The following is an 18,298-nucleotide window of genomic DNA, read 5'->3' on the forward strand; positions in this document are numbered from 1 at the left end:
CAGCCGGTGGCCCTGCCAGCCGGGCCGACCGAAACTGCCCCACCTGGAAGAATCGAGACGATGGATCACCGTGAATCGATAATCGCGTTGCGACAGTTCCTTTCCACCCAGATCCTGGGCCAGGAGCGCTTGATCGAACGACTGTTGATCGCCCTGCTCGCCGACGGCCACATGCTCGTCGAAGGCGCGCCGGGGCTGGCCAAGACGCGCGCGATCAAGGAACTCGCCGAAGGCCTGGAGGCCGAGTTCCACCGTATCCAATTCACCCCCGACCTGCTGCCCGCCGACATTACCGGCACAGAGATCTATCGCCCGGAGACCGGCAGCTTCGTCTTCCAGCAAGGACCGATCTTCCACAATCTGGTGCTGGCGGACGAGATCAACCGCGCGCCGGCCAAAGTGCAATCGGCGCTGCTCGAAGCCATGGCCGAGCGCCAGGTCAGCGTCGGTCGCAGCACATACGACCTGCCGCCCCTCTTTCTGGTCATGGCCACGCAGAATCCCATCGAGCAGGAAGGCACCTACCCGCTGCCCGAGGCGCAGCTGGATCGTTTCCTGCTGCACGTGAAGATCGGCTTTCCCGATGCCTCGGTGGAACGCCGCATCCTGCAGCAGGCCCGAGGCGAGGCTATCAATGGCGAGGCGGTACCCGAGCACAGGGTCAGCCAGCAGGCGATCTTCGCCGCACGCAAGGAAATTCTCGGCCTGTACATGGCCGATGCGGTGGAGGAATACCTGGTGCAGCTGGTCATGGCCACCCGCACGCCCGGCAAGTTCGATACCGAGCTGGCGGAATGGATCGCGTACGGCTCCAGCCCCCGCGGCTCGATCGCCCTGGATCGCTGCGCACGCGCCCACGCCTGGCTGGCCGGGCGCGACTTCGTCAGCCCCGAGGACATCCAGGCGATGCTCTTCGACGTGCTGCGCCATCGCATCATTCTCTCCTTCGAAGCAGAAGCCGCCGGCATCGACCAGGACCGCGTCATCCAACGCATTCTCGACGTGGTGGCGGTGGCCTGATGCAACCGCAGGCTTCCGAGGGCGGACGGCCGAGCGAGCCGGACCACGGCACACGCGTGACCCTGGCCGAACTCATCGACATCCGTCATCGCGTGCGGGAAGTGCCGTTGTTCTCGACGCCCAACCGGCGCAGCCCGCTGGTGGGCCTGCACCACTCCAAGCTGCGCGGCCGCGGCGTGGATTTCGATCAGGTGCGCATCTACCAGGCCGGAGACGATGTGCGCACCATCGACTGGCGCGTTACCGCGCGCACCCAGGAGCCGCACACCAAACTCTTTCATGAGGAGCGCGAACGGCCAATCTACATCGTCGTCGAGCAGAGCCCGCGCCTGTTCTTCGGCAGCGGCCAATTGTTCAAGTCGGTATTGGCGGCACAGGCTGCCAGCCTGATTGGCTGGGCCGCACTTAGCCACAACGACCGGGTCGGCGGGCTGGTGTTCGGAGCCGAGCAGCAGGAGATCAAGCCACGGCGCAGCAAGCAGAGTCTATTGCAGCTGCTCGACCGTCTGACCCGCGCCAATCGCCAGTTGCAACCGGACACCGCGCTCGATCCCGAGGCGTTCAGCCTGGCGCTGCGGCGTGTACGTGAAGTGCTGCGGCCCGGTAGCCTATCGGTGGTTCTCTGTGATGAACGGACTCTGACCGACGCTGCCGAGCAGCAGCTCGGCCTGCTGGCGCGGCATGTCGATCTGTTGCTGCTGCCGATACACGACCCGCTCGACCACGCGTTACCGGCGGCCGGGCTGCTGCGCTTCAGCCAGGGCAATGCGGGCCTGGAGCTGGACACCCACGACGCTGGGCTGCGTCAGCGCTATCGTGAGCTCGGCGAGGCCCGCGCCATGCGTTGGCGACGTCTGGCCGATCGCTTGCGGGTACCGTTGATGCCACTCGATACCCAGCGCGACCTGGTCGAACAGCTGCGCGAGCATCTGAGCGTCCAGCGACCGGGCAACCAACCATGAATCCCCTCGATCAACTCGAGCCGCTGATCACCCCGGAACCGATCGCCTGGTGGCCACCGGCACCGGGCTGGTGGCTGCTGGGGCTGTTGTTGCTGGCCAGCCTTGGCTTGTTCTGGCGGCTTCGCCATCGACTGACCAGGCGCAAACCCCGCGTACGGCCCGAACCGGAGCTGGATCCCCAGCGCCAGGAGGCGCTGGTCGAGTTGGCGCGCCTGCACAAACCCTACGGCGGACAGCCGGCCAGCCAGTGGCTGCAACAGCTCAACGCGCTGCTCAAGCGACTCTGCCGGATCCGCTATCCGGCCAACCACCCGCATACCCTCAGCGGGCGCGCCTGGCTGGCATTCCTCGACAACCGCTGCCCCGCCGCCGGTCTGACGCGCTGGATGGTCCTGGTCGAGGGCGCCTATCGCGCCGAGTGCCGCCTGGACGACAAGGCCATCGACGGGCTCGAACAGGCCGTGGAAATCTGGATTCGCAAGCATGTTTGAACTGGCCTGGCCGTGGATATTCCTGCTGACCCCGCTGCCCTGGCTGTTGCGGGCGCTGCTGCCGGCGGCCGACAGTGGTGAGGCCGCATTGAAGGTCAGCTTTCTCGATGAGCTGCAGCACCTTTCCGGACGCCGCGCCCGGGTGTCCTTGCCCTCGTGGCGGCAGCAGCTGCCCTACCTGACCATCTGGCTGCTGTTGCTGTTCGCGGCAGCGCGCCCGCAGTGGCTGGGCGAGCCATTACCCCTGCCGACCAGCGGCCGCGACTTGCTGCTGGCGGTGGATGTGTCCGGTTCTATGGACTACCCGGACATGCAATGGCAGGGCGAGGAGCTGACGCGCCTCGAGCTGGTCAAGGTGCTGCTCGGTGATTTCATCGAGCAGCGCCACGGCGACCGCGTCGGCCTGATCCTGTTCGGCAGCAAGGCCTATCTGCAGTCGCCACTGACCTTCGATCGGCGGACCGTACGCGTCTGGCTGGACGAAGCGAGCGTGGGCATCGCCGGCAGCAATACCGCCATTGGCGATGCCATTGGTCTCGCGCTCAAGCGTCTGCGCGAACGCCCGGCGAACAGCCGAGTGCTGGTGCTCGTCACCGACGGCGCCAACAATGGCGGTGAGATCGAACCCTTGCTGGCGGCGACGCTCGCCGCGGAAGAAAACGTCCGCATTCACACCATCGGCATTGGCGCGGTACCAGAGGAAGGGGGCGTGCTCAGCCGCTTCGGCTTCAACCCAGGATTGGATCTGGACGAACCCACCTTGCGCGCCATCGCCGAGCAAACCGGCGGCGAATATTTTCGCGCGGCCTCCAGCGAACAGCTGCAAGCCATCGGCGAAGCCCTCGACCGTCTCGAGCCCGCAGTCCAGCAGCCGACCCAGGCACGCGTAGCCGAGGCCCTGTATGTCTGGCCGCTGTGCGCCGCATTGCTGATCAGCCTGATGATGGTCGCCGCCAGCCTGTGGAGCGCACAGCTGCAGCGCCTGGCGTGGCGGCGGGAGCAGCGTCGATGAGCGAATGGCTGCCACAGCTGCTGCGGCCCTACTGGCTGCTGATTCTGCCGCTGCTGATCTGGTTGCTCTGGCGACTGTGGCATCGGCAGTTGCAGGTCGGACGCTGGCAGCGCCTGCTGCCGGCAACCTTCCACGCAGCATTGCTGACCCGTGGGCGGTTGCGCCAAAGCCGTCTGCCCTGGATCGTGCTCGGGCTGGCCTGGCTGCTGGCAGTCGGCGCCCTGCTCGGCCCGAGTTGGCAGCGCTACGAGCAGCCCAGCATCAAGCGCAGCGATCCGCTGGTGGTATTGCTGGAGCTGACGCCTTCGATGCTCGCCAGCGACGCGGCACCGACTCGCCTGGCCCAGGCCAAGCGCGAGCTGCTCGACCTGCTGGAGCGCCGCCAGGACGTACAGACGGCCGTCGTGGTCTATGCCGGCAGCGCCCACACCCTGGTACCGCTTTCGGATGACCTGGCCACCACCCGCAATCTGCTCGACGTTCTCCACCCAGCATTGATGCCCGAGCCCGGACAGCGTGCCGACCTTGCCGTCGAGAAGGGGCTCGCCCTCATCGAACAGGCTGGCCTCGGTCGCGGCCGCCTGTTGCTGATCGGCAGCAGCCTGGACGAGCAGGAACGCGACGCCATCCGCGCCTTGCTGAGCGACCAGGACGGGCGGCTGCTGATCCTCGGGATCGGCACCGAACAGGGCGCACCGATCGCCGCTGAAAACGGCAGCTTCCTCAAGGACGCACAAGGCGCCATCCTGATTCCGCGACTGGACAGCGCCGGCCTGCAGCGCTTCGCCGGCTCGCTCGGCGGTCGCTACCAGCAGGCACGCATCGGCGACAGCGACCTGACTGCGCTCGGCCTGCTCGACGCCAGCGGTGCACTGCAACAGGAGAACGAGATGACTCGGCTGGAAGCCTGGCTGGATCAGGGCCACTGGCTGCTGATTCCACTGCTCCTGCTCACCGCGCTGGCTGGTCGCCGCGGCTGGCTGTTCTGCCTGCCGCTATTGCTGCTGCAAGCACCACCGGCCAGCGCCATGGAATTCGAGGACCTGTGGCTGCGCCGCGACCAGCAGGGCCAGCGTCTGCTGGAAGCGCAACAGCCGGCCGAGGCGGCCGAGCGTTTTACCGACCGCCGCTGGCAGGCCGTGGCCCGCTATCGTGCCGGCGACTACGCTGGCGCGGCCGAGCTGTTTGCAGAGGGCGACAGCGCCGCCGATCACTTCAACCGCGGCAACGCGCTGGCCCGCAGCGAAGCCTTCGAGGCGGCCATCGAAGCCTATGACCAGGCGCTCGAACGGCAACCCGACCTGCAGGCAGCACTTCGCAATAAGACGCTGGTCGAGGAACTGCTGCGCCGCCGCGAGCAACAACCTGAGCCCGAGCAGGCTGAGCAGCAGGAGCAGACAGAGCCGGAACAATCGCAGCCGCAGCAGCGACCGCCGGAGTCCGGCTCGGCCAGTGCTCCGACACCGGATGACGCCCAGGGCCAACAGGCCAGCGAAGCCAGCGCTGCAGCGCAGGCTTCGGCAAACGAGAAGACCAGCGAAACCGACCCACTCCAGGCCAAGGCACAGCACGATGGCCTGCCCGATCTGGAAAGGGAGCAGGCGATGGAACAGTGGCTACGCCAGGTTCCCGACGAGCCCGGCGAGTTGCTGCGGCGCAAATTCCTTTACGAACAACGCAAGCGTCAGGAAGTGAACCGATGATGATGCGCCTGATGGCTATTCTTCTGCTCGGCCTTTTGGCCGTTCAGGCCAGCGCCGCTGGGTTGTTTGCGCGGGTGGATCGCACTCAGCTGAGCATCGATGAAACCCTCGAACTGACGCTGGAGACCCAGGGTGGTGCCGCCTTCGGCAAACCCGATCTGGAGCCTCTGGAGCAGCTGTTCGAAATCTTCGATACGCGCCAGGTCAACCGCCTGTCCAGCAGCAACGGCGAAGCCATGGCGAGCACCCGCTGGCTGATCACCCTGCGCCCGCGCCAGACCGGTTACGTGGTGATTCCACCGTTGCAGGTGGCGGACTGGCGCAGCGAGCCGATCACGGTGCTGGTGCAGGAGTCGTTGAAGGACACCGAAAGCGATCAGCTGGCGCCTATCTTCATCGACGCCAGCATCGACCAGGAAAGCGTCTACGTACAGGCGCAGGTGATCCTCACGCTGCGCATCTACCATTCGGTCTCGCTGTACGACGACAGCACCCTATCCCCGCTGCAGATGCCCGAGGCGCTGGTGGAACGCCTCGGCGAGCCGCGCATGTACGAGAAGACCATCAACGGTATCCGCCATGGCGTCATCGAGGTGCGCTATGCGCTGTTCCCGCAGAAATCCGGTGAACTGACCATCCCCGCCCAGCTGTTCAGCGCCACCACCGTCACCAATGGCAGCAACTCGGTGTTCGGCTCGCGTGGCGGTCGTTCGACTCAGGTCCGGTCGCCGAGCATCCCGCTGACGGTCAAGGCCAAACCGGTCGACTATCCAGCCGGCGCGCCCTGGCTACCGGCTCGCAGCCTGACGCTGGTTGAAGCCTGGAGCCCGGACCCGCAGCAGGCCCAGGTCGGCGAATCGCTGACCCGCAGCCTGCTCCTCAAGGCCGAGGGGCTGACCAGCACGCAGCTGCCGGCGATCGGCTCCCCGCAAAACGCCGAACTGCGCCGTTATCCCGATCAGCCCAGCCTGGCCAACGAGGTCAGCGCAGCCGGCCTGGTCGGCAGTCGGGAACAGCGCGAAGCCCTGATCCCCACCCGCAGCGGGCCATTGCAGCTGCCCGCGCTCGAAGTCGTCTGGTGGAACACGGTCGAAGATCGCCTGGAGCGCACCACGCTTGAGGCACGCACGCTGGATGTCGCGGACAATCCGAATCTCGCCCCGCCAGCGACCGAGCCGCCGGTGCCGTCGGCATCGACGGCGGAGCAGGCCGTTGTCTGGCCTTGGCAGCTGAGCACAGCTCTGCTCGCGCTCACGACGCTGATCGGCTTCGGGCTGTGGCTGCATGCGCGCCGGCAGCCTGCGGTGCAGCGTGCGTTGCAACCCGGCCCTACCCCACGCAGCCTGCTCGACGATCTGCGCCGCGCCTGCCAGGCCAACGATTCGCAGGCCACACGCCAGGCACTGGACGCCTGGGCGCGGCAGCAGCCGGAAACGCTGGCGGACATGGCGGCGCGTTTCGTGCCGCTGTCCGACGCGCTGGATGGCCTGAATGGCGCGTTGTACAGCGAAGCCGGCCAACGCTGGCAGGGCGATGCGCTGTGGCAGGCGATCCAGACCCTACCACCGGCCAGCAGTCCGAATCTCGATCAGGAACAGGGCGCATTGCCGCCGCTCTATCCACGCTGATGGCCGTCTATCGGCGGCCCTGGTGAACCTTTGGGCTGCTCGCGGCGGCATGCACCAATTTCTCGCTGGCATATGGCTTGCTTCAGGGTTGGCATAACCAATCTTGCGCACCGCGCCATCGGAAAAAGGCCATCAAGCATGACGGACCCCCTCTCGCCGCACCGACACGACGCACTGGCCTGGGTCGCCGGCAGCGATGCACCGGAAAAGAGCTCGGTCAACCTGGGCTTTCTGCCGCTCACCGATGCCGCCTCGCTGATCGTCGCCGCCACCCAGGGCTTCGCCCAGCCATTCGGGCTGACGCTCAACCTGCAGCGGCAGAACTCCTGGTCCGCGCTGCGCGACAAGCTGATCGGCGGCGAACTGGACGCGGCACACGGGCTGTACGGCCTGATCTACGCGGTGCATCTGGGCATCGGCGGCAGCCCGGCGGTGGACATGGCCGTGCTCATGGGCCTGGCGCAGAACGGCCAGAGCATCAACCTCTCCGCCCCGTTGAAGGCCGCAGGCGTGACCGATGCCGAGGCACTGCGCGCCAGCGTGCGCCAAAGCGGTGCACGCCTGACCCTGGCGCACACCTTCCCCACCGGCACCCATGCACTGTGGCTCAACTATTGGCTGGCCGCCCACGGAATCGACCCGCTGCGGGACGTGAAAACGCTGGTACTGCCGCCTTCGCAGATGGTCGCGCACCTGCGCGCCGGCCGCATCGATGGCTTCTGCGCCGGCGAACCCTGGGGGGCGCAGGCCATCTCCGAAGGTGTCGGCTTCACCCTGGCGACCAGCCAGTCGATCTGGCCGGACCACCCGGAAAAGGTGCTGGGCTGCACCCGCGCGTTCGTCGAACAGTTCCCCAACACCGCCCGAGCACTGGTCATGGCCGTGCTGGAAGCGAGCCGCTTCATCGACCAGAGCCAGGAGAATCGCCGCAGCACCGCGCAGCTGATCGCCGGGCGCGACTACGTCGATGCACCGCTGGCGGCCATCGAGTCACGCTTTCTCGGCCTCTACCAGGATGGCCTCGGCAATGCCTGGCAGGACGAGCATCCGCTGCGCTTCTTCGGTGAGGGGGCGGCGAACCTGCCCTATCTCTCCGATGGCCTCTGGTTCATGACCCAGCTGCGGCGCTGGGGCCTGTTGCGCGAAGACCCGGACTACCTGCAGGTGGCCAATCAGGTGCAGCAGATCGAACTCTATCGCCAGGCCGCTGGCGCGCTGGGCATCGCCCTGCCTGACTCAGCCATGCGCAGCGCCACGCTGATGGATGGCAAACATTGGGACGGCAGCGATCCGGCCACCTATGCCCGCAGTTTCGCGCTGCATGCCATGGCAAGCCCTGCCATGGCCGCGCTTTGAGAAGGACTCCGGCATGCTGCGTATCCTCCTGATCGACGACACCCCGCGGAAGATCGGCCGCCTGAAGAGCGCGCTGATCGAGGCCGGCTTCGAGGTCATCGACGAATCCGGCCTGACCATCGACCTGCCCGAGCGGGTCGAGGCGATCCGTCCCGACGTGGTGCTGATCGACACCGACTCACCCGGCCGCGATGTGCTCGAGCAGGTGGTACTGGTCAGCCGCGATCAGCCACGCCCCATCGTCATGTTCACCGATGACAGCGACCCGGACGCCATGCGCCAGGCGATTCGCGCCGGGGTCAGCGCCTATATCGTCGAAGGCATCCAGGCTCAGCGCCTCAAGCCGATCCTCGACGTGGCAATGGCCCGTTTCGAAAGCGATCAGGCAATACGTGCGCAACTGCAGGCCCGGGAGCAGCAGCTGGCCGAACGCAAGCGCATCGAGCTGGCCAAGGGCATGCTGATGAAGATGCGCAACTGCAAGGAAGAAGAGGCCTACACCCTGATGCGCCGTCAGGCGATGAGCCGGCAGCAGAAGCTGATCCAGGTCGCCGAGCAGATCATCGCGATGAACGAGTTGCTCGGTGAATGAGCGCGCCTGGTCACGGTGCGCCAGGCGGCCCACCGCACCAGCGGCGGGCAGGCGCTACAGCGAATCATCGTGCACCACCGCTGCCGAGAAACGCCGCTGCGCCCCATCCTAGCGGCATCGCACTGGCCGGCGAACGCCAAGCGCGGAACTGGCAAGCCGCTTGCTTGGGCTGGATAGGCCGAACCAACGAAGGTGTCGGCACAGACAAAGGCGTCCTCGACTGCATGTGCGCATGCGGGTCGGACGCCTTTTTTGTTGCGCGCTTCGCGCCCAAGGCTGGGGAGTTTCAAGATGACCTTAACCGCGACCGTGGCGATCGCCTGCGCCCTGCTGCTGCTCGGCCATTACCTGAACCGCATGGCCACTGCCAGCCACGCCCAGCGCGTGCGCGATCTGCGCGTACGGGCACTGCTGGAAGACCTGGAAATTCTGCGCCTGCTGCAACAACACCGCGGCCTCGGCGCGCAGCACGAGGCCGCCGCCGTTGCACTGCGCCATGCCGTGGCCGCCAGCCTGACCCAGCGGCTGCAACAGCGCAGCGCTATGCCCGATCCACACGCGATCGCCGCTGACTGGGACCAACTGCGCGACACGCCGGCCGATTTCGACGGCCATAGCCGCCTGATCGATAGGCTGATCGCCGCCATCGACAAGCGCGAGCCGCTTGGTAAGGCCTGCCGTACGCTGGAGGATGTGGCGCGCCTGCGCGGGTTGTGCGTGCTTGCCTCGAACCAGGGCGGTTGCACACCGGGCCTGCAGGCCCGTCTCATGTCCCTGTGCCGACGCCTCGGCAGCGACCCGGACGTGGAGCTGAAACGCCTGATCGGCAAACTGGAGCGCGGCGTGATCCATGCACAACAGCCGAGACTCAGCCCGCTGCAGTGCTTCGCACTGATCACACCGTTGATCGACGCGCGCCTGCGCTCGATCCAGCAACGTCTGGAGCATGACAGCCTGAAGGAGCTGCCCCCCGCGCATAAGCCGGGGTGATGGGATCATGACCACGCTATCCGGCGACCGTGGCGATGGTCGTGGAACAGGCCCAATGAGCGGTGGTCGCCTGTGGAGCGGCCTTGCCCATGAAGTACCGCCTTAAGCTGGTCCATTCGCAGACAAGGCCGCTCCCGCGCCTGCCCAGGGCGAGTGACACAGCGCTAGAATGCCCGCCTTCATTCGACGACCGAGCACCTCATGGCGCGCCTCAACCTTCAGTTTCCGGAAGATCAGTACTGCTTTTCCACCCAGCTCACCGTGCGGATCACCGATATCAACGCGGCCAACCACCTGGCCAACGATTCGATGATCTCGATGATCTCCGAAGCGCGGGCGCGCTTTCTGTTCGCCTACGGGGTGCCGGAGACCCGCCAGGACGGCAGCGGCATCATCGTCACCGACCTTGCCACCACCTACAAGGCCGAAGCCCACGCTCGCGACGCACTGCTGTTCGAGGTCGGCGTGATGGATTTCAACAAGTACGGCGGTGACATCATCTTCCGCATCACCCGGCCGGCGGACGGCAGGCTGATCGCCATGGCCAAGTCCGGCTTCGTGTTCTACGACTATGGGCAGGCGCGGGTGGTGGCGATGCCCGAGGCATTCGCCGCCAAGTTTCCGCGGGTCAACCGGATCGACTAGGCGTGCTCCAGTCCCTCGAGCAAGCGCTGCACATCCTCGCGATGGCATAGCTCGGTGCCTGGCCGCATCACCGTCGCGGCACCGGCCGCGATGCCCTGGCGCACCGCAGCCGGCACCGAACGCCCATCCGCCAGTGCCTGCACGATGGCACCCAACATGCTGTCGCCGGCCCCCACTGCGCTGACCACCGGCACCTGCGGCGAGCGCAGGCGTTCCAGCCTGTCGCCATAGGCATACAACGCACCCTCGGCCCCCAGCGACAGCACGACGACTTCGGCACAGCCTCTGGCGATCAGGCTGCGCAAGGCCTCCTGCTGCTCGACCTCGCTGATCAGCGGCCTGCCCATCAGGCTTGCAAGCTCATCGAGGCTGGGCTTCATCAGGTACACCCCGCCACGCTGGGCCGCGTAACGCAGCGGATCGCCGGAGAGATCGACCACCAGCCGGGCACCGAGCCGCAGGCTCAGGGCGCGCAGGTCATCGAAGAACGCCAGGTCCGTGCCGGGCGGAAAGCTGCCGCTCAGTACCACGTATGCGGGTGCCGGGCGCAGCGCCGCCAGCGTCTGCAGGCAGCGCTCCAGCTCCTGAGCCGACAGCACCGGGCCAGGTAGCACGAAGCGGTACTGCAGGCCCGACTCCAGTTCATCGACGGTAAAGCTCTCCCGCGTATCGCCGGCGATGGGCACCGGGCGATGCACCAGTCCGAGCTCGTCGAGCGAGCGCCGCAGCAGATCGCCGAACGGACCGCCCGCTGGGTAGACGGCGACTGCCTTGCCACCGAGGGTCTTCACCACCCGGGCCACGTTGATGCCGCCACCGCCAGGGTCGTGGCGAGGCGCCGAACAGCGCAGCTTCTGGGTATCGGTGACCCGGGCGGTACTGACGGAAAGGTCCATCGCCGGGTTGAGGGTCAGGGTCGCAATCAGGGGCATCGCTCGCTCCTTGGCAAGTGCTGCCCAAGCCTACCAGCAACCGCGGCGACTGCACCGCCCTGCCCCGATTTGGCCCACCACTGCGCGCTCGTTGTGCAGCTGCCGCACCGCCACTTGCGACTTATCCGTCGGGAGCCCAAGCACGACGGGCCTTCGCGATGGCTGGCACGCTAGATGCTTTGTTCTGGACACGCAGGCCAACGGCGGTCTGCCCATACGACAAAGGCGTCGCACCACTCCTGTTCCGGCAGGCGTGCTGCGACGCCTTTTTGTTTTCCGCCTCGTCGATGGGGCGGATCGAGCAGCCCTGGCGGCCAACGCCGCGCCACGTACGCCCTGGAGTCGATCCAATGAGCACAACTTTCTGGAAAGCCGGCCACGCGCCGACCCTGTTTGCCTCCTTTCTCTATTTCGACCTGAGCTTCATGGTCTGGTACGTGCTCGGCCCGCTCGGCGTGCAGATCGCTGCCGACCTGGGCCTGACCACCCAGCAACGCGCCTTCATGGTCGCCACACCGATCCTCGCCGGCGCCGTGTTGCGCCTGGTGCTGGGCGTCCTCGCCGACCGCACCTCGCCGAAGACCGCCGGGCTGTTCGGCCAGAGCGTGGTCATCGTTGCCCTGTTGGTGGCCTGGTTGCACGGCATCAACAGCTATGAGCAGGCGCTGCTGCTCGGCCTGTTCCTCGGCATGGCTGGTGCCTCCTTTGCCGTGGCGCTGCCGCTGGCCTCTCAGTGGTATCCGGCCGAGCACCAGGGCAAGGCCATGGGCATCGCCGGTGCCGGTAACTCCGGCACCGTGCTGGCGGCCCTGTTCGCGCCGGTCCTGGCAGCCATCTTCGGCTGGAACAACGTATTCGGCCTGGCGCTGATCCCGCTGGTCCTCACCCTGATCATCTTCGCCAGCGTGGCGAAGAATGCGCCAAACCGCCCGGCGCCGAAGTCGCTGGCCGACTACATGAAGGCACTGGGCGACCGCGACAGCTGGTGGTTCATGTTCTTCTACAGCGTGACCTTCGGCGGCTTCCTCGGCCTGGCCAGCACCCTGCCCGGCTATTTCCACGACCAGTACGCCTTCGACCCGGTCAAGGCCGGCTATTACACCGCCGCCTGCGTGTTCGCCGGCAGCCTGCTGCGGCCACTGGGCGGCGCCCTGGCCGACCGCATCGGCGGCATTCGCGCGCTGCTGGTGATGTACACGGTCGCTGCCATCTGTATCGCCGCGGTTGGCTTCAACCTGCCCAGTTCCACGGCCGCCCTGGCGCTGTTCGTGGTCGCCATGCTCAGCCTCGGTGCCGGAAACGGTGCTGTGTTCCAGCTGGTGCCGCAGCGTTTCAACAAGGAAATTGGCGTGATGACCGGGTTGGTCGGCATGGCCGGCGGTATCGGTGGCTTTCTGCTCACCGCCGGGTTGGGCGCGGTCAAGCAGTCCACCGGTGATTACCAGCTCGGCCTCTGGCTGTTCGCCAGCCTCGGCGTGCTGGCCTGGTTCGGCCTGCATGGCGTCAAGCGTCGCTGGCGCACCACCTGGGGTTCGGCGGCTGTGACCGCGGCGCGAGTGTAATGCCCAAGCAGATCCTGCAGGGCGCGAATATTGCTCTACTGCAGTACGCAGTCATTCGAGAACGACCATGCCCCTGCAACTGAGCTACGGCGAGGCCAGCGCCGCCGGCCCGCGCGCGGAAAACCAGGACGCGATACGCATCGTCACCCCGGCGCCCGGGCTGGCGACCGGCAAGGGCTACCTGTTCGCCCTGGCCGATGGCGTCAGCCAGTGCGCCGATGGCGGACTGGCCGCGCGGGCGACCTTGCAGGCGCTGGCCTTCGACTACTACGCGACACCGGAAACCTGGGCCGTCGCGCAATCGCTGGATCGCGTGCTGGTGGCGCACAACCGCTGGCTGCAGGCCAACGGCGGCAGTCAGCCACTGCTGACCACCCTCACCGCGCTGGTGCTGCGGGGTCGGCGCTTCACCCTGGCCCATGTCGGCGATTGCCGCGCCTACCGCTGGAACGGCTCGCAGCTCGAGCGACTCAGCGAAGATCACGTCTGGGAACAGTCGGGCATGCAGCATGTGCTCAAGCGTGCGCTGGGGCTGGATCAACACCTGGTGATGGACTACCTCGACGGCGAGCTGCAGGAAGGCGAAAGCTACCTGCTGCTGAGCGACGGTGTCTGGTCCTTCGTCCCCGAGCGCGACATCGCGCATATCCTGCACGATCAACCTGACCTCGGCGCCGCGGCACGAGCGCTGGTCAATCTGGCGCACCAGAGCGGCAGCCAGGACAACGCCAGTGCCTTGTTGCTGCGCGTCGAGGCGCTGCCCGAAGCGGTGCTGGCCGATGCCCTCGCCCAGCTCGATCACTGGCCGTTGCCGCCGAAGCTGCGCCCCGGCCAGCTGTTCGAGGGCTGGCAGGTGTATGCACTGCTGCACGAGTCGCGGCAGTCGCTGATCTACCAAGTGCATGATGCTCAAGGCCAGGCCTGGCTGTTGAAGACGCTGCCACCCAGCCGGCAGGACGAGGCGGACGCCGGGCCGGCGTTGCTGCAGGAAGAGTGGTTCATGCGTCGGGTCGCCGGGCGCAACTTCGCCGAACTGCATCCGCTACCAGAACGCCAACACCTCTATTACGTGCAGCGTGAGTACAGCGGGACGACCCTGGCGCGACGCTTCGAGCGGGACGGTCCCCTGCCACTGGCCGATCTGCTACAGGTCGCCTCCCGGCTGATCCGCGCGGTAGGCATGCTGCATCGGCGCAATATCCTGCACCGCGACATCAAGCCGGAGAACCTGCTGCTGGGCGAGGACGGCGAGCTGCGCATCCTGGATTTCGGCCTGGCGTTCTGCCCCGGGTTGTCCCGCGACCTGCCCAATCAACTGCCCGGAACCCCGAGTTTCATTGCCCCGGAGGCATTTACGGGAGTCGAACCCAGCGCAGCGCAGGATCTCTATGCGACCGGCGTGACGCTCTATTACCTGCTGACCGGGCACTACCCATACGGCGAGATCGAAGCCTTCCAGCGTCCGCGCTTCGGCAATCCGACACCGGCCAGCCGCTATCGCCCGGACGTGCCGAACTGGCTGGAGGAAAGTCTTGGCCGCGCGGTGGCGGTCGATCCACGGCAGCGCTTCGAGACCGCCGAGCAATGGCTGCTTGAGCTGGAACAGGGCGAACAGCGCAGCGCCAGTCTTCGACCACGCCCGCTCCTCGAACGCGAACCGCTGAAGGTCTGGCGCGGCATGGCGCTGTTGTCGCTGCTACTCAATCTGCTACTGATCGTACTGCTGATGAAAGGCGCGTGACGCTCAGCGCCGGGTAATCAGCCCCTGGCGCGCCACCCGGGTCAGCTCGCGCACGCATTCTTCCAGGCGCTCAGCGGTCGGTGCCTGAATCACCGCCAGATCGAAGCTGTCGGTGGCGAAACGCGCCAGCGACTCGTCGGCCGTGGCGAACTGGATAAGCAGGGCGCGGGATTTGCGATGACGTCGCGGCCAACCTTCGAGGTAGCGCAACAGGGATGGCTGGTGAGTACCACCCAGCAGGATTTTCGGATTGCTGGGGTGCAGGCCGCTGGTGATCGGGGCCAGGCGCAACTGGGCGTGCTTTGCGTTCATCAATTCAACTTCCGCCTCGAGGATTCCGCTGGGCAGCGGTGGGAGGCGACACCGGAACCAGCGCTTTAGCGGTATTTCGAAGCCATCGGCTCCAGGCGCCCCGCAAGTAGCTGACTAAATCGGCGCATGGGCGAAACTTTAGAAAGCTGGCCGCAGCCTGTCAACGGCGTTTTTCGGAGTCGATCTCAAGGCGGATTCGCACCATCAGGGCGCAAGCCGCTGCATATCGGTGCAACTGATCGGTCAGGGCCACTTCACAGCAGGCGCTCAAGCCCTTGAAAACCGGCGCAATCGCAAGTTGGCACAGCCTCTGCAAAGCAGAACCTCGAAGAATCATTACGACCTGACCCTCAACGTGGAGCGGCAGGTTTCCCGACTGAGCGGGACATGGACAAAGGCGTCCTCACTGGGTAACCGGTGGGACGCCTTTTTTGTTGTTGAAAAATTTCGAGCAGGCCGGGCGGCAGACGTCGCTTGGCACGGAGAACGGGCATGAAGAAACTCAAACTGGTGATGATCGGCAACGGCATGGCCGGCGTGCGAACCCTCGAGGAACTGCTCAAGCTCACCAACGAGCTCTACGACATCACGGTGTTCGGCGCCGAGCCGCATCCCAACTACAACCGCATCCTGCTCTCCCCCGTACTGGCCGGCGAACAGCAGTTCGAAGAGATCGTACTCAACGACTTGGACTGGTACGCCGAGAACGACATCCGCCTCATGCTCAACCGCAAGGTGGTGAAGATCGATCGCGTCAAACGCCGGGTCATCGCCGATGACGGCAGTGAGGCGGAATACGACCGCCTGCTCATCGCCACCGGTTCCAACCCATTCATCCTGCCGATTCCCGGCAAGGACCTGCAGGGGGTGATCGGCTACCGCGACATTGCCGACACCCAGGTGATGATGGAAACCGCCAAGACCCACAAGCACGCGGTGGTCATCGGCGGCGGCCTGCTCGGCCTGGAGGCGGCCAACGGTCTCAAGCTGCGTGGCATGGATGTGACCGTGGTGCACATCGGTGACTGGCTGATGGAGCGCCAGTTGGACAAGACCGCCGGCACCTTGCTGCAAAGCGCCCTGGAAAGCCGCGGCCTGAAGTTCCTGCTGCCAAAGCAGACAGCCGAGCTGATCGGCAACGACGAAGGCCGGGTCTGCGCGGTCAAGTTCAAGGACGGTGAAGTGATCCCCGCCGACCTGGTGGTGATGGCCGCCGGCATCCGCCCCAACAGCGAACTGGCCGAACAGGCCGGCATCCCGTGCAACCGCGGCATCCTGGTCAACGACACCCTGCAGACCTATGACCCGCGCATCTACGCTGTCGGCGAATGCGCCAACCACCGCGGCACCGCCTACGGCCTGGTCGCACCGCTGTTCGAACAGGCCAAGGTCTGCGCCAACCACCTGGCCATGCTCGGCTTTTCCCGTTATCTCGGCTCGGTGACTTCGACCAAGCTCAAGGTCACCGGCATCGACCTGTTCTCCGCTGGCGATTTCATCGGCGGCGAAGGCACCGAGACCATCACCCTCTCCGATCCCATCGGCGGTGTGTACAAGAAGCTGGTGATCAAGGACGACGTGCTGGTCGGCGCCTGCCTGTATGGCGACACCGCCGATGGCGGCTGGTACTTCCGCCAGGTCCGCGAGGGCCAGAACGTCGCGCAGATCCGCGACCATCTGATGTTTGGCGCGGCCGGCTTAGGCGAAGGCGCCATCGGCGACGCCGGCCACCAGGGCCAGAGCAAGGCCATGTCCATGCCGGACGACATGGAAGTCTGCGGCTGCAACGGCGTGTGCAAGGGCACCATCGTCAAGGCGATCCAGGAGCACGGGCTGTTCTCGGTGGACGAGGTGAAAAAGCACACCAAGGCCGCCAGTTCCTGCGGCTCCTGCGCCGGGCTGGTCGAACAGATCCTGATCAACACCGTGGGCGGCGCGGCCGATGTCAAGCCGAAGAGCGAAAAAGCCATCTGCGGCTGCAGCGATCTCAACCATGGCCAGGTGCGCAAGGCCATTCGCGAACACCATCTGACCAGCATTCCCGCGGCCATGGCCTTCATGGAATGGCGCACGCCGAACGGCTGCGCCACCTGCCGCCCGGCGCTGAACTACTACCTGATCTCCACCTGGCCGGGCGAGGCCAAGGACGACCCGCAGTCGCGTTTCATCAATGAACGTGCCCATGCCAACATCCAGAAGGACGGCACCTACTCCGTGGTGCCGCGGATGTGGGGCGGTGTCACCAACGCCGCCGAGCTGCGGCGCATCGCCGACGTGGCGGACAAGTATCAGGTGCCGATGGTCAAGGTCACCGGCGGCCAGCGTATCGACCTGCTGGGCATCCGCAAGGAAGACCTGCCGGGCGTCTGGAAAGACCTGGACATGCCCTCCGGTCACGCCTACGGCAAATCCATCCGCACCGTGAAGACCTGCGTCGGCAGCGAGTTCTGCCGCTTCGGTACGCAGAACTCGACGCAGATGGGCATCGACCTGGAACACGCGCTGTTCAACATGTGGTCGCCGCACAAGGTCAAGCTGGCCGTATCCGGCTGCCCGCGCAATTGCGCCGAATCCGGCATCAAGGACGTCGGCATCATCGGTGTGGACTCCGGCTGGGAGCTGTATATCGGCGGCAACGGCGGCATCAAGACCGAGGCCGGCGAGTTCTTCGTCAAGGTGAAGAGCGCCGAGGAGGTCATGGAATACAGCCTGGCGTTCCTCCAGCTCTACCGCGAGGAAGCCTTCTACCTCGAACGCACCGTGCACTACCTGCAGCGCGTCGGCATGGATCACATCAAACAGGCCGTGCTGAACGATGCCGAGCGGCGCAAGGCGCTGCACCAGCGACTGCTGTTCTCGCTTTCCTTCGAGCAGGACCCGTGGCAGGAGCAGCTTTCCAAGCCGCAGTTGAAGAAGGAATTCGACCGTATCGCCGTCAAGCAGCTGGAAAACGCCTGAGCACCTGATCTGGAGGAACACCGCATGAACTGGCTCGATATCTGTGCACTGGATGAGATCAACCCGCTTGGCTCGCGCATCATCGCCGGCCCCAAGGGTGATATTGCGATATTCCGCACCGCGGACGATCAGGTCTTCGCCCTCGACGACCGCTGCCCGCACAAGGGCGGGCCGCTGTCGCAGGGGATCGTCTACGGCAAGCAGGTTGCCTGCCCGCTGCACAACTGGCAGATCGATCTGGCCAGCGGTGATGCCTTGGCCCCAGACGTCGGCTGTGCACATCGCCACGAAGCTCGCGTCGAGAACGGGCGCGTGCAGCTTTCGCTGAACCCGCGCAAGGAATGCGCGGCCTGAGCACACCGCAGTTGACCAGCACCTTTTCCCCAGGAGACGA

At 65.9% G+C, this 18,298-nt stretch carries 16 protein-coding genes; 14 read left to right on the top strand and 2 right to left on the bottom strand.

Going from position 1 to position 18,298, the window contains the following annotated elements; genetic code table 11:
- The first annotated feature begins 60 nt into the window (after window positions 1-60).
- The 10 genes from OUY36_RS12810 to OUY36_RS12855 all read left to right on the top strand — a co-directional run bounded on the left by OUY36_RS12810 (window position 61) and on the right by OUY36_RS12855 (window position 10,399).
- Window positions 61-1,020 carry an AAA family ATPase gene (locus tag OUY36_RS12810; RefSeq protein WP_063541027.1) on the top strand — a complete coding sequence of 320 codons (960 nt, stop codon included), beginning with the start codon at window positions 61-63 and terminating at the stop codon, window positions 1,018-1,020.
- Window positions 1,020-1,982 (top strand): DUF58 domain-containing protein, encoded by a 963-nt coding sequence (locus OUY36_RS12815; RefSeq protein ID WP_267934541.1) that lies wholly within the window; start codon window positions 1,020-1,022, stop codon window positions 1,980-1,982. Before OUY36_RS12810 ends, OUY36_RS12815 begins: the two co-directional genes overlap by 1 nt.
- Window positions 1,979-2,473: a DUF4381 domain-containing protein gene (locus tag OUY36_RS12820; protein ID WP_208216182.1), complete on the top strand. Its 495-nt coding sequence runs from the start codon at window positions 1,979-1,981 to the stop codon at window positions 2,471-2,473. The genes OUY36_RS12815 and OUY36_RS12820 overlap by 4 nt, the downstream gene beginning before the upstream one ends.
- Window positions 2,466-3,485 (top strand): vWA domain-containing protein, encoded by a 1,020-nt coding sequence (locus OUY36_RS12825; protein WP_014596948.1) that lies wholly within the window; start codon window positions 2,466-2,468, stop codon window positions 3,483-3,485. The genes OUY36_RS12820 and OUY36_RS12825 overlap by 8 nt, the downstream gene beginning before the upstream one ends.
- Window positions 3,482-5,188: a VWA domain-containing protein gene (locus tag OUY36_RS12830; RefSeq protein ID WP_267934544.1), complete on the top strand. Its 1,707-nt coding sequence runs from the start codon at window positions 3,482-3,484 to the stop codon at window positions 5,186-5,188. The genes OUY36_RS12825 and OUY36_RS12830 overlap by 4 nt, the downstream gene beginning before the upstream one ends.
- Window positions 5,188-6,816, top strand: a complete 1,629-nt coding sequence (locus tag OUY36_RS12835) for a BatD family protein (protein WP_267938171.1) — start codon at window positions 5,188-5,190, stop codon at window positions 6,814-6,816. The genes OUY36_RS12830 and OUY36_RS12835 overlap by 1 nt, the downstream gene beginning before the upstream one ends.
- A 138-nt stretch (window positions 6,817-6,954) precedes the next feature.
- A complete protein-coding gene (locus OUY36_RS12840; protein WP_267934546.1) occupies window positions 6,955-8,172 on the top strand; it encodes a CmpA/NrtA family ABC transporter substrate-binding protein in 1,218 nt (405 codons plus the stop codon).
- Between the two features lie 13 nt (window positions 8,173-8,185).
- Window positions 8,186-8,764 carry an ANTAR domain-containing response regulator gene (locus OUY36_RS12845; protein WP_013983023.1) on the top strand — a complete coding sequence of 193 codons (579 nt, stop codon included), beginning with the start codon at window positions 8,186-8,188 and terminating at the stop codon, window positions 8,762-8,764.
- A gap of 291 nt (window positions 8,765-9,055) precedes the next feature.
- Window positions 9,056-9,754 carry a hypothetical protein gene (locus tag OUY36_RS12850; protein ID WP_267934548.1) on the top strand — a complete coding sequence of 233 codons (699 nt, stop codon included), beginning with the start codon at window positions 9,056-9,058 and terminating at the stop codon, window positions 9,752-9,754.
- A gap of 201 nt (window positions 9,755-9,955) precedes the next feature.
- The gene (locus OUY36_RS12855; protein WP_063541021.1) at window positions 9,956-10,399 is read left to right on the top strand and encodes a thioesterase family protein; all 444 of its coding nucleotides are present in this window, start codon (window positions 9,956-9,958) and stop codon (window positions 10,397-10,399) included.
- On the opposite strand, the gene OUY36_RS12860 is transcribed toward OUY36_RS12855, so the two are convergent.
- Window positions 10,396-11,331 carry a 1-phosphofructokinase family hexose kinase gene (locus OUY36_RS12860; RefSeq protein WP_267934550.1) on the bottom strand — a complete coding sequence of 312 codons (936 nt, stop codon included), beginning with the start codon at window positions 11,329-11,331 and terminating at the stop codon, window positions 10,396-10,398. The two genes, OUY36_RS12855 and OUY36_RS12860, sit on opposite strands and share 4 nt — an antisense overlap.
- A gap of 350 nt (window positions 11,332-11,681) precedes the next feature.
- Between OUY36_RS12860 and OUY36_RS12865 the strand changes: the two genes are divergently transcribed.
- Complete coding sequence (locus OUY36_RS12865) at window positions 11,682-12,893, top strand: nitrate/nitrite transporter (protein ID WP_267934552.1); 1,212 nt, start codon at window positions 11,682-11,684, stop codon at window positions 12,891-12,893.
- A gap of 67 nt (window positions 12,894-12,960) precedes the next feature.
- Window positions 12,961-14,634, top strand: coding sequence for a bifunctional protein-serine/threonine kinase/phosphatase (locus OUY36_RS12870; protein WP_267934554.1), 1,674 nt, complete (start codon window positions 12,961-12,963; stop codon window positions 14,632-14,634).
- Window positions 14,635-14,637: 3 nt separating this feature from the next.
- Here OUY36_RS12870 and OUY36_RS12875 read toward each other — a convergent pair whose 3' ends face one another.
- Window positions 14,638-14,946 carry a hypothetical protein gene (locus tag OUY36_RS12875; RefSeq protein ID WP_015276770.1) on the bottom strand — a complete coding sequence of 103 codons (309 nt, stop codon included), beginning with the start codon at window positions 14,944-14,946 and terminating at the stop codon, window positions 14,638-14,640.
- 492 nt (window positions 14,947-15,438) lie between these two features.
- On the opposite strand from OUY36_RS12875, the gene nirB reads away from it, so the two are divergent.
- Complete coding sequence (gene nirB / locus OUY36_RS12880; protein ID WP_267934556.1) at window positions 15,439-17,904, top strand: nitrite reductase large subunit NirB; 2,466 nt, start codon at window positions 15,439-15,441, stop codon at window positions 17,902-17,904.
- 24 nt (window positions 17,905-17,928) lie between these two features.
- Window positions 17,929-18,258 carry a nitrite reductase small subunit NirD gene (gene nirD / locus OUY36_RS12885; RefSeq protein WP_200595223.1) on the top strand — a complete coding sequence of 110 codons (330 nt, stop codon included), beginning with the start codon at window positions 17,929-17,931 and terminating at the stop codon, window positions 18,256-18,258.
- Window positions 18,259-18,298 lie beyond the last annotated feature (40 nt).

Origin of the sequence: Stutzerimonas sp. R40042, from assembly GCF_026642215.1 — a bacterium.
In the GTDB taxonomy this organism is placed as follows: Bacteria; Pseudomonadota; Gammaproteobacteria; order Pseudomonadales; family Pseudomonadaceae; genus Stutzerimonas; species Stutzerimonas frequens.

What these genes read in the sequence shown, in the direction of transcription:
- OUY36_RS12835 (WP_267938171.1), top strand. Translation starts at nt 5,188, where the DNA reads ATGATGCGCCTGATGGCTATTCTTCTGCTCGGCCTTTTGGCCGTTCAG.
- OUY36_RS12855 (WP_063541021.1), top strand. Translation starts at nt 9,956, where the DNA reads ATGGCGCGCCTCAACCTTCAGTTTCCGGAAGATCAGTACTGCTTTTCC.
- OUY36_RS12870 (WP_267934554.1), top strand. Translation starts at nt 12,961, where the DNA reads ATGCCCCTGCAACTGAGCTACGGCGAGGCCAGCGCCGCCGGCCCGCGC.
- OUY36_RS12810 (WP_063541027.1), top strand. Translation starts at nt 61, where the DNA reads ATGGATCACCGTGAATCGATAATCGCGTTGCGACAGTTCCTTTCCACC.
- nirB (WP_267934556.1), top strand. Translation starts at nt 15,439, where the DNA reads ATGAAGAAACTCAAACTGGTGATGATCGGCAACGGCATGGCCGGCGTG.
- OUY36_RS12820 (WP_208216182.1), top strand. Translation starts at nt 1,979, where the DNA reads ATGAATCCCCTCGATCAACTCGAGCCGCTGATCACCCCGGAACCGATC.
- OUY36_RS12845 (WP_013983023.1), top strand. Translation starts at nt 8,186, where the DNA reads ATGCTGCGTATCCTCCTGATCGACGACACCCCGCGGAAGATCGGCCGC.
- OUY36_RS12840 (WP_267934546.1), top strand. Translation starts at nt 6,955, where the DNA reads ATGACGGACCCCCTCTCGCCGCACCGACACGACGCACTGGCCTGGGTC.
- nirD (WP_200595223.1), top strand. Translation starts at nt 17,929, where the DNA reads ATGAACTGGCTCGATATCTGTGCACTGGATGAGATCAACCCGCTTGGC.
- OUY36_RS12860 (WP_267934550.1), bottom strand. Translation starts at nt 11,331, where the DNA reads ATGCCCCTGATTGCGACCCTGACCCTCAACCCGGCGATGGACCTTTCC.
- OUY36_RS12815 (WP_267934541.1), top strand. Translation starts at nt 1,020, where the DNA reads ATGCAACCGCAGGCTTCCGAGGGCGGACGGCCGAGCGAGCCGGACCAC.
- OUY36_RS12830 (WP_267934544.1), top strand. Translation starts at nt 3,482, where the DNA reads ATGAGCGAATGGCTGCCACAGCTGCTGCGGCCCTACTGGCTGCTGATT.
- OUY36_RS12825 (WP_014596948.1), top strand. Translation starts at nt 2,466, where the DNA reads ATGTTTGAACTGGCCTGGCCGTGGATATTCCTGCTGACCCCGCTGCCC.
- OUY36_RS12865 (WP_267934552.1), top strand. Translation starts at nt 11,682, where the DNA reads ATGAGCACAACTTTCTGGAAAGCCGGCCACGCGCCGACCCTGTTTGCC.
- OUY36_RS12875 (WP_015276770.1), bottom strand. Translation starts at nt 14,946, where the DNA reads ATGAACGCAAAGCACGCCCAGTTGCGCCTGGCCCCGATCACCAGCGGC.
- OUY36_RS12850 (WP_267934548.1), top strand. Translation starts at nt 9,056, where the DNA reads ATGACCTTAACCGCGACCGTGGCGATCGCCTGCGCCCTGCTGCTGCTC.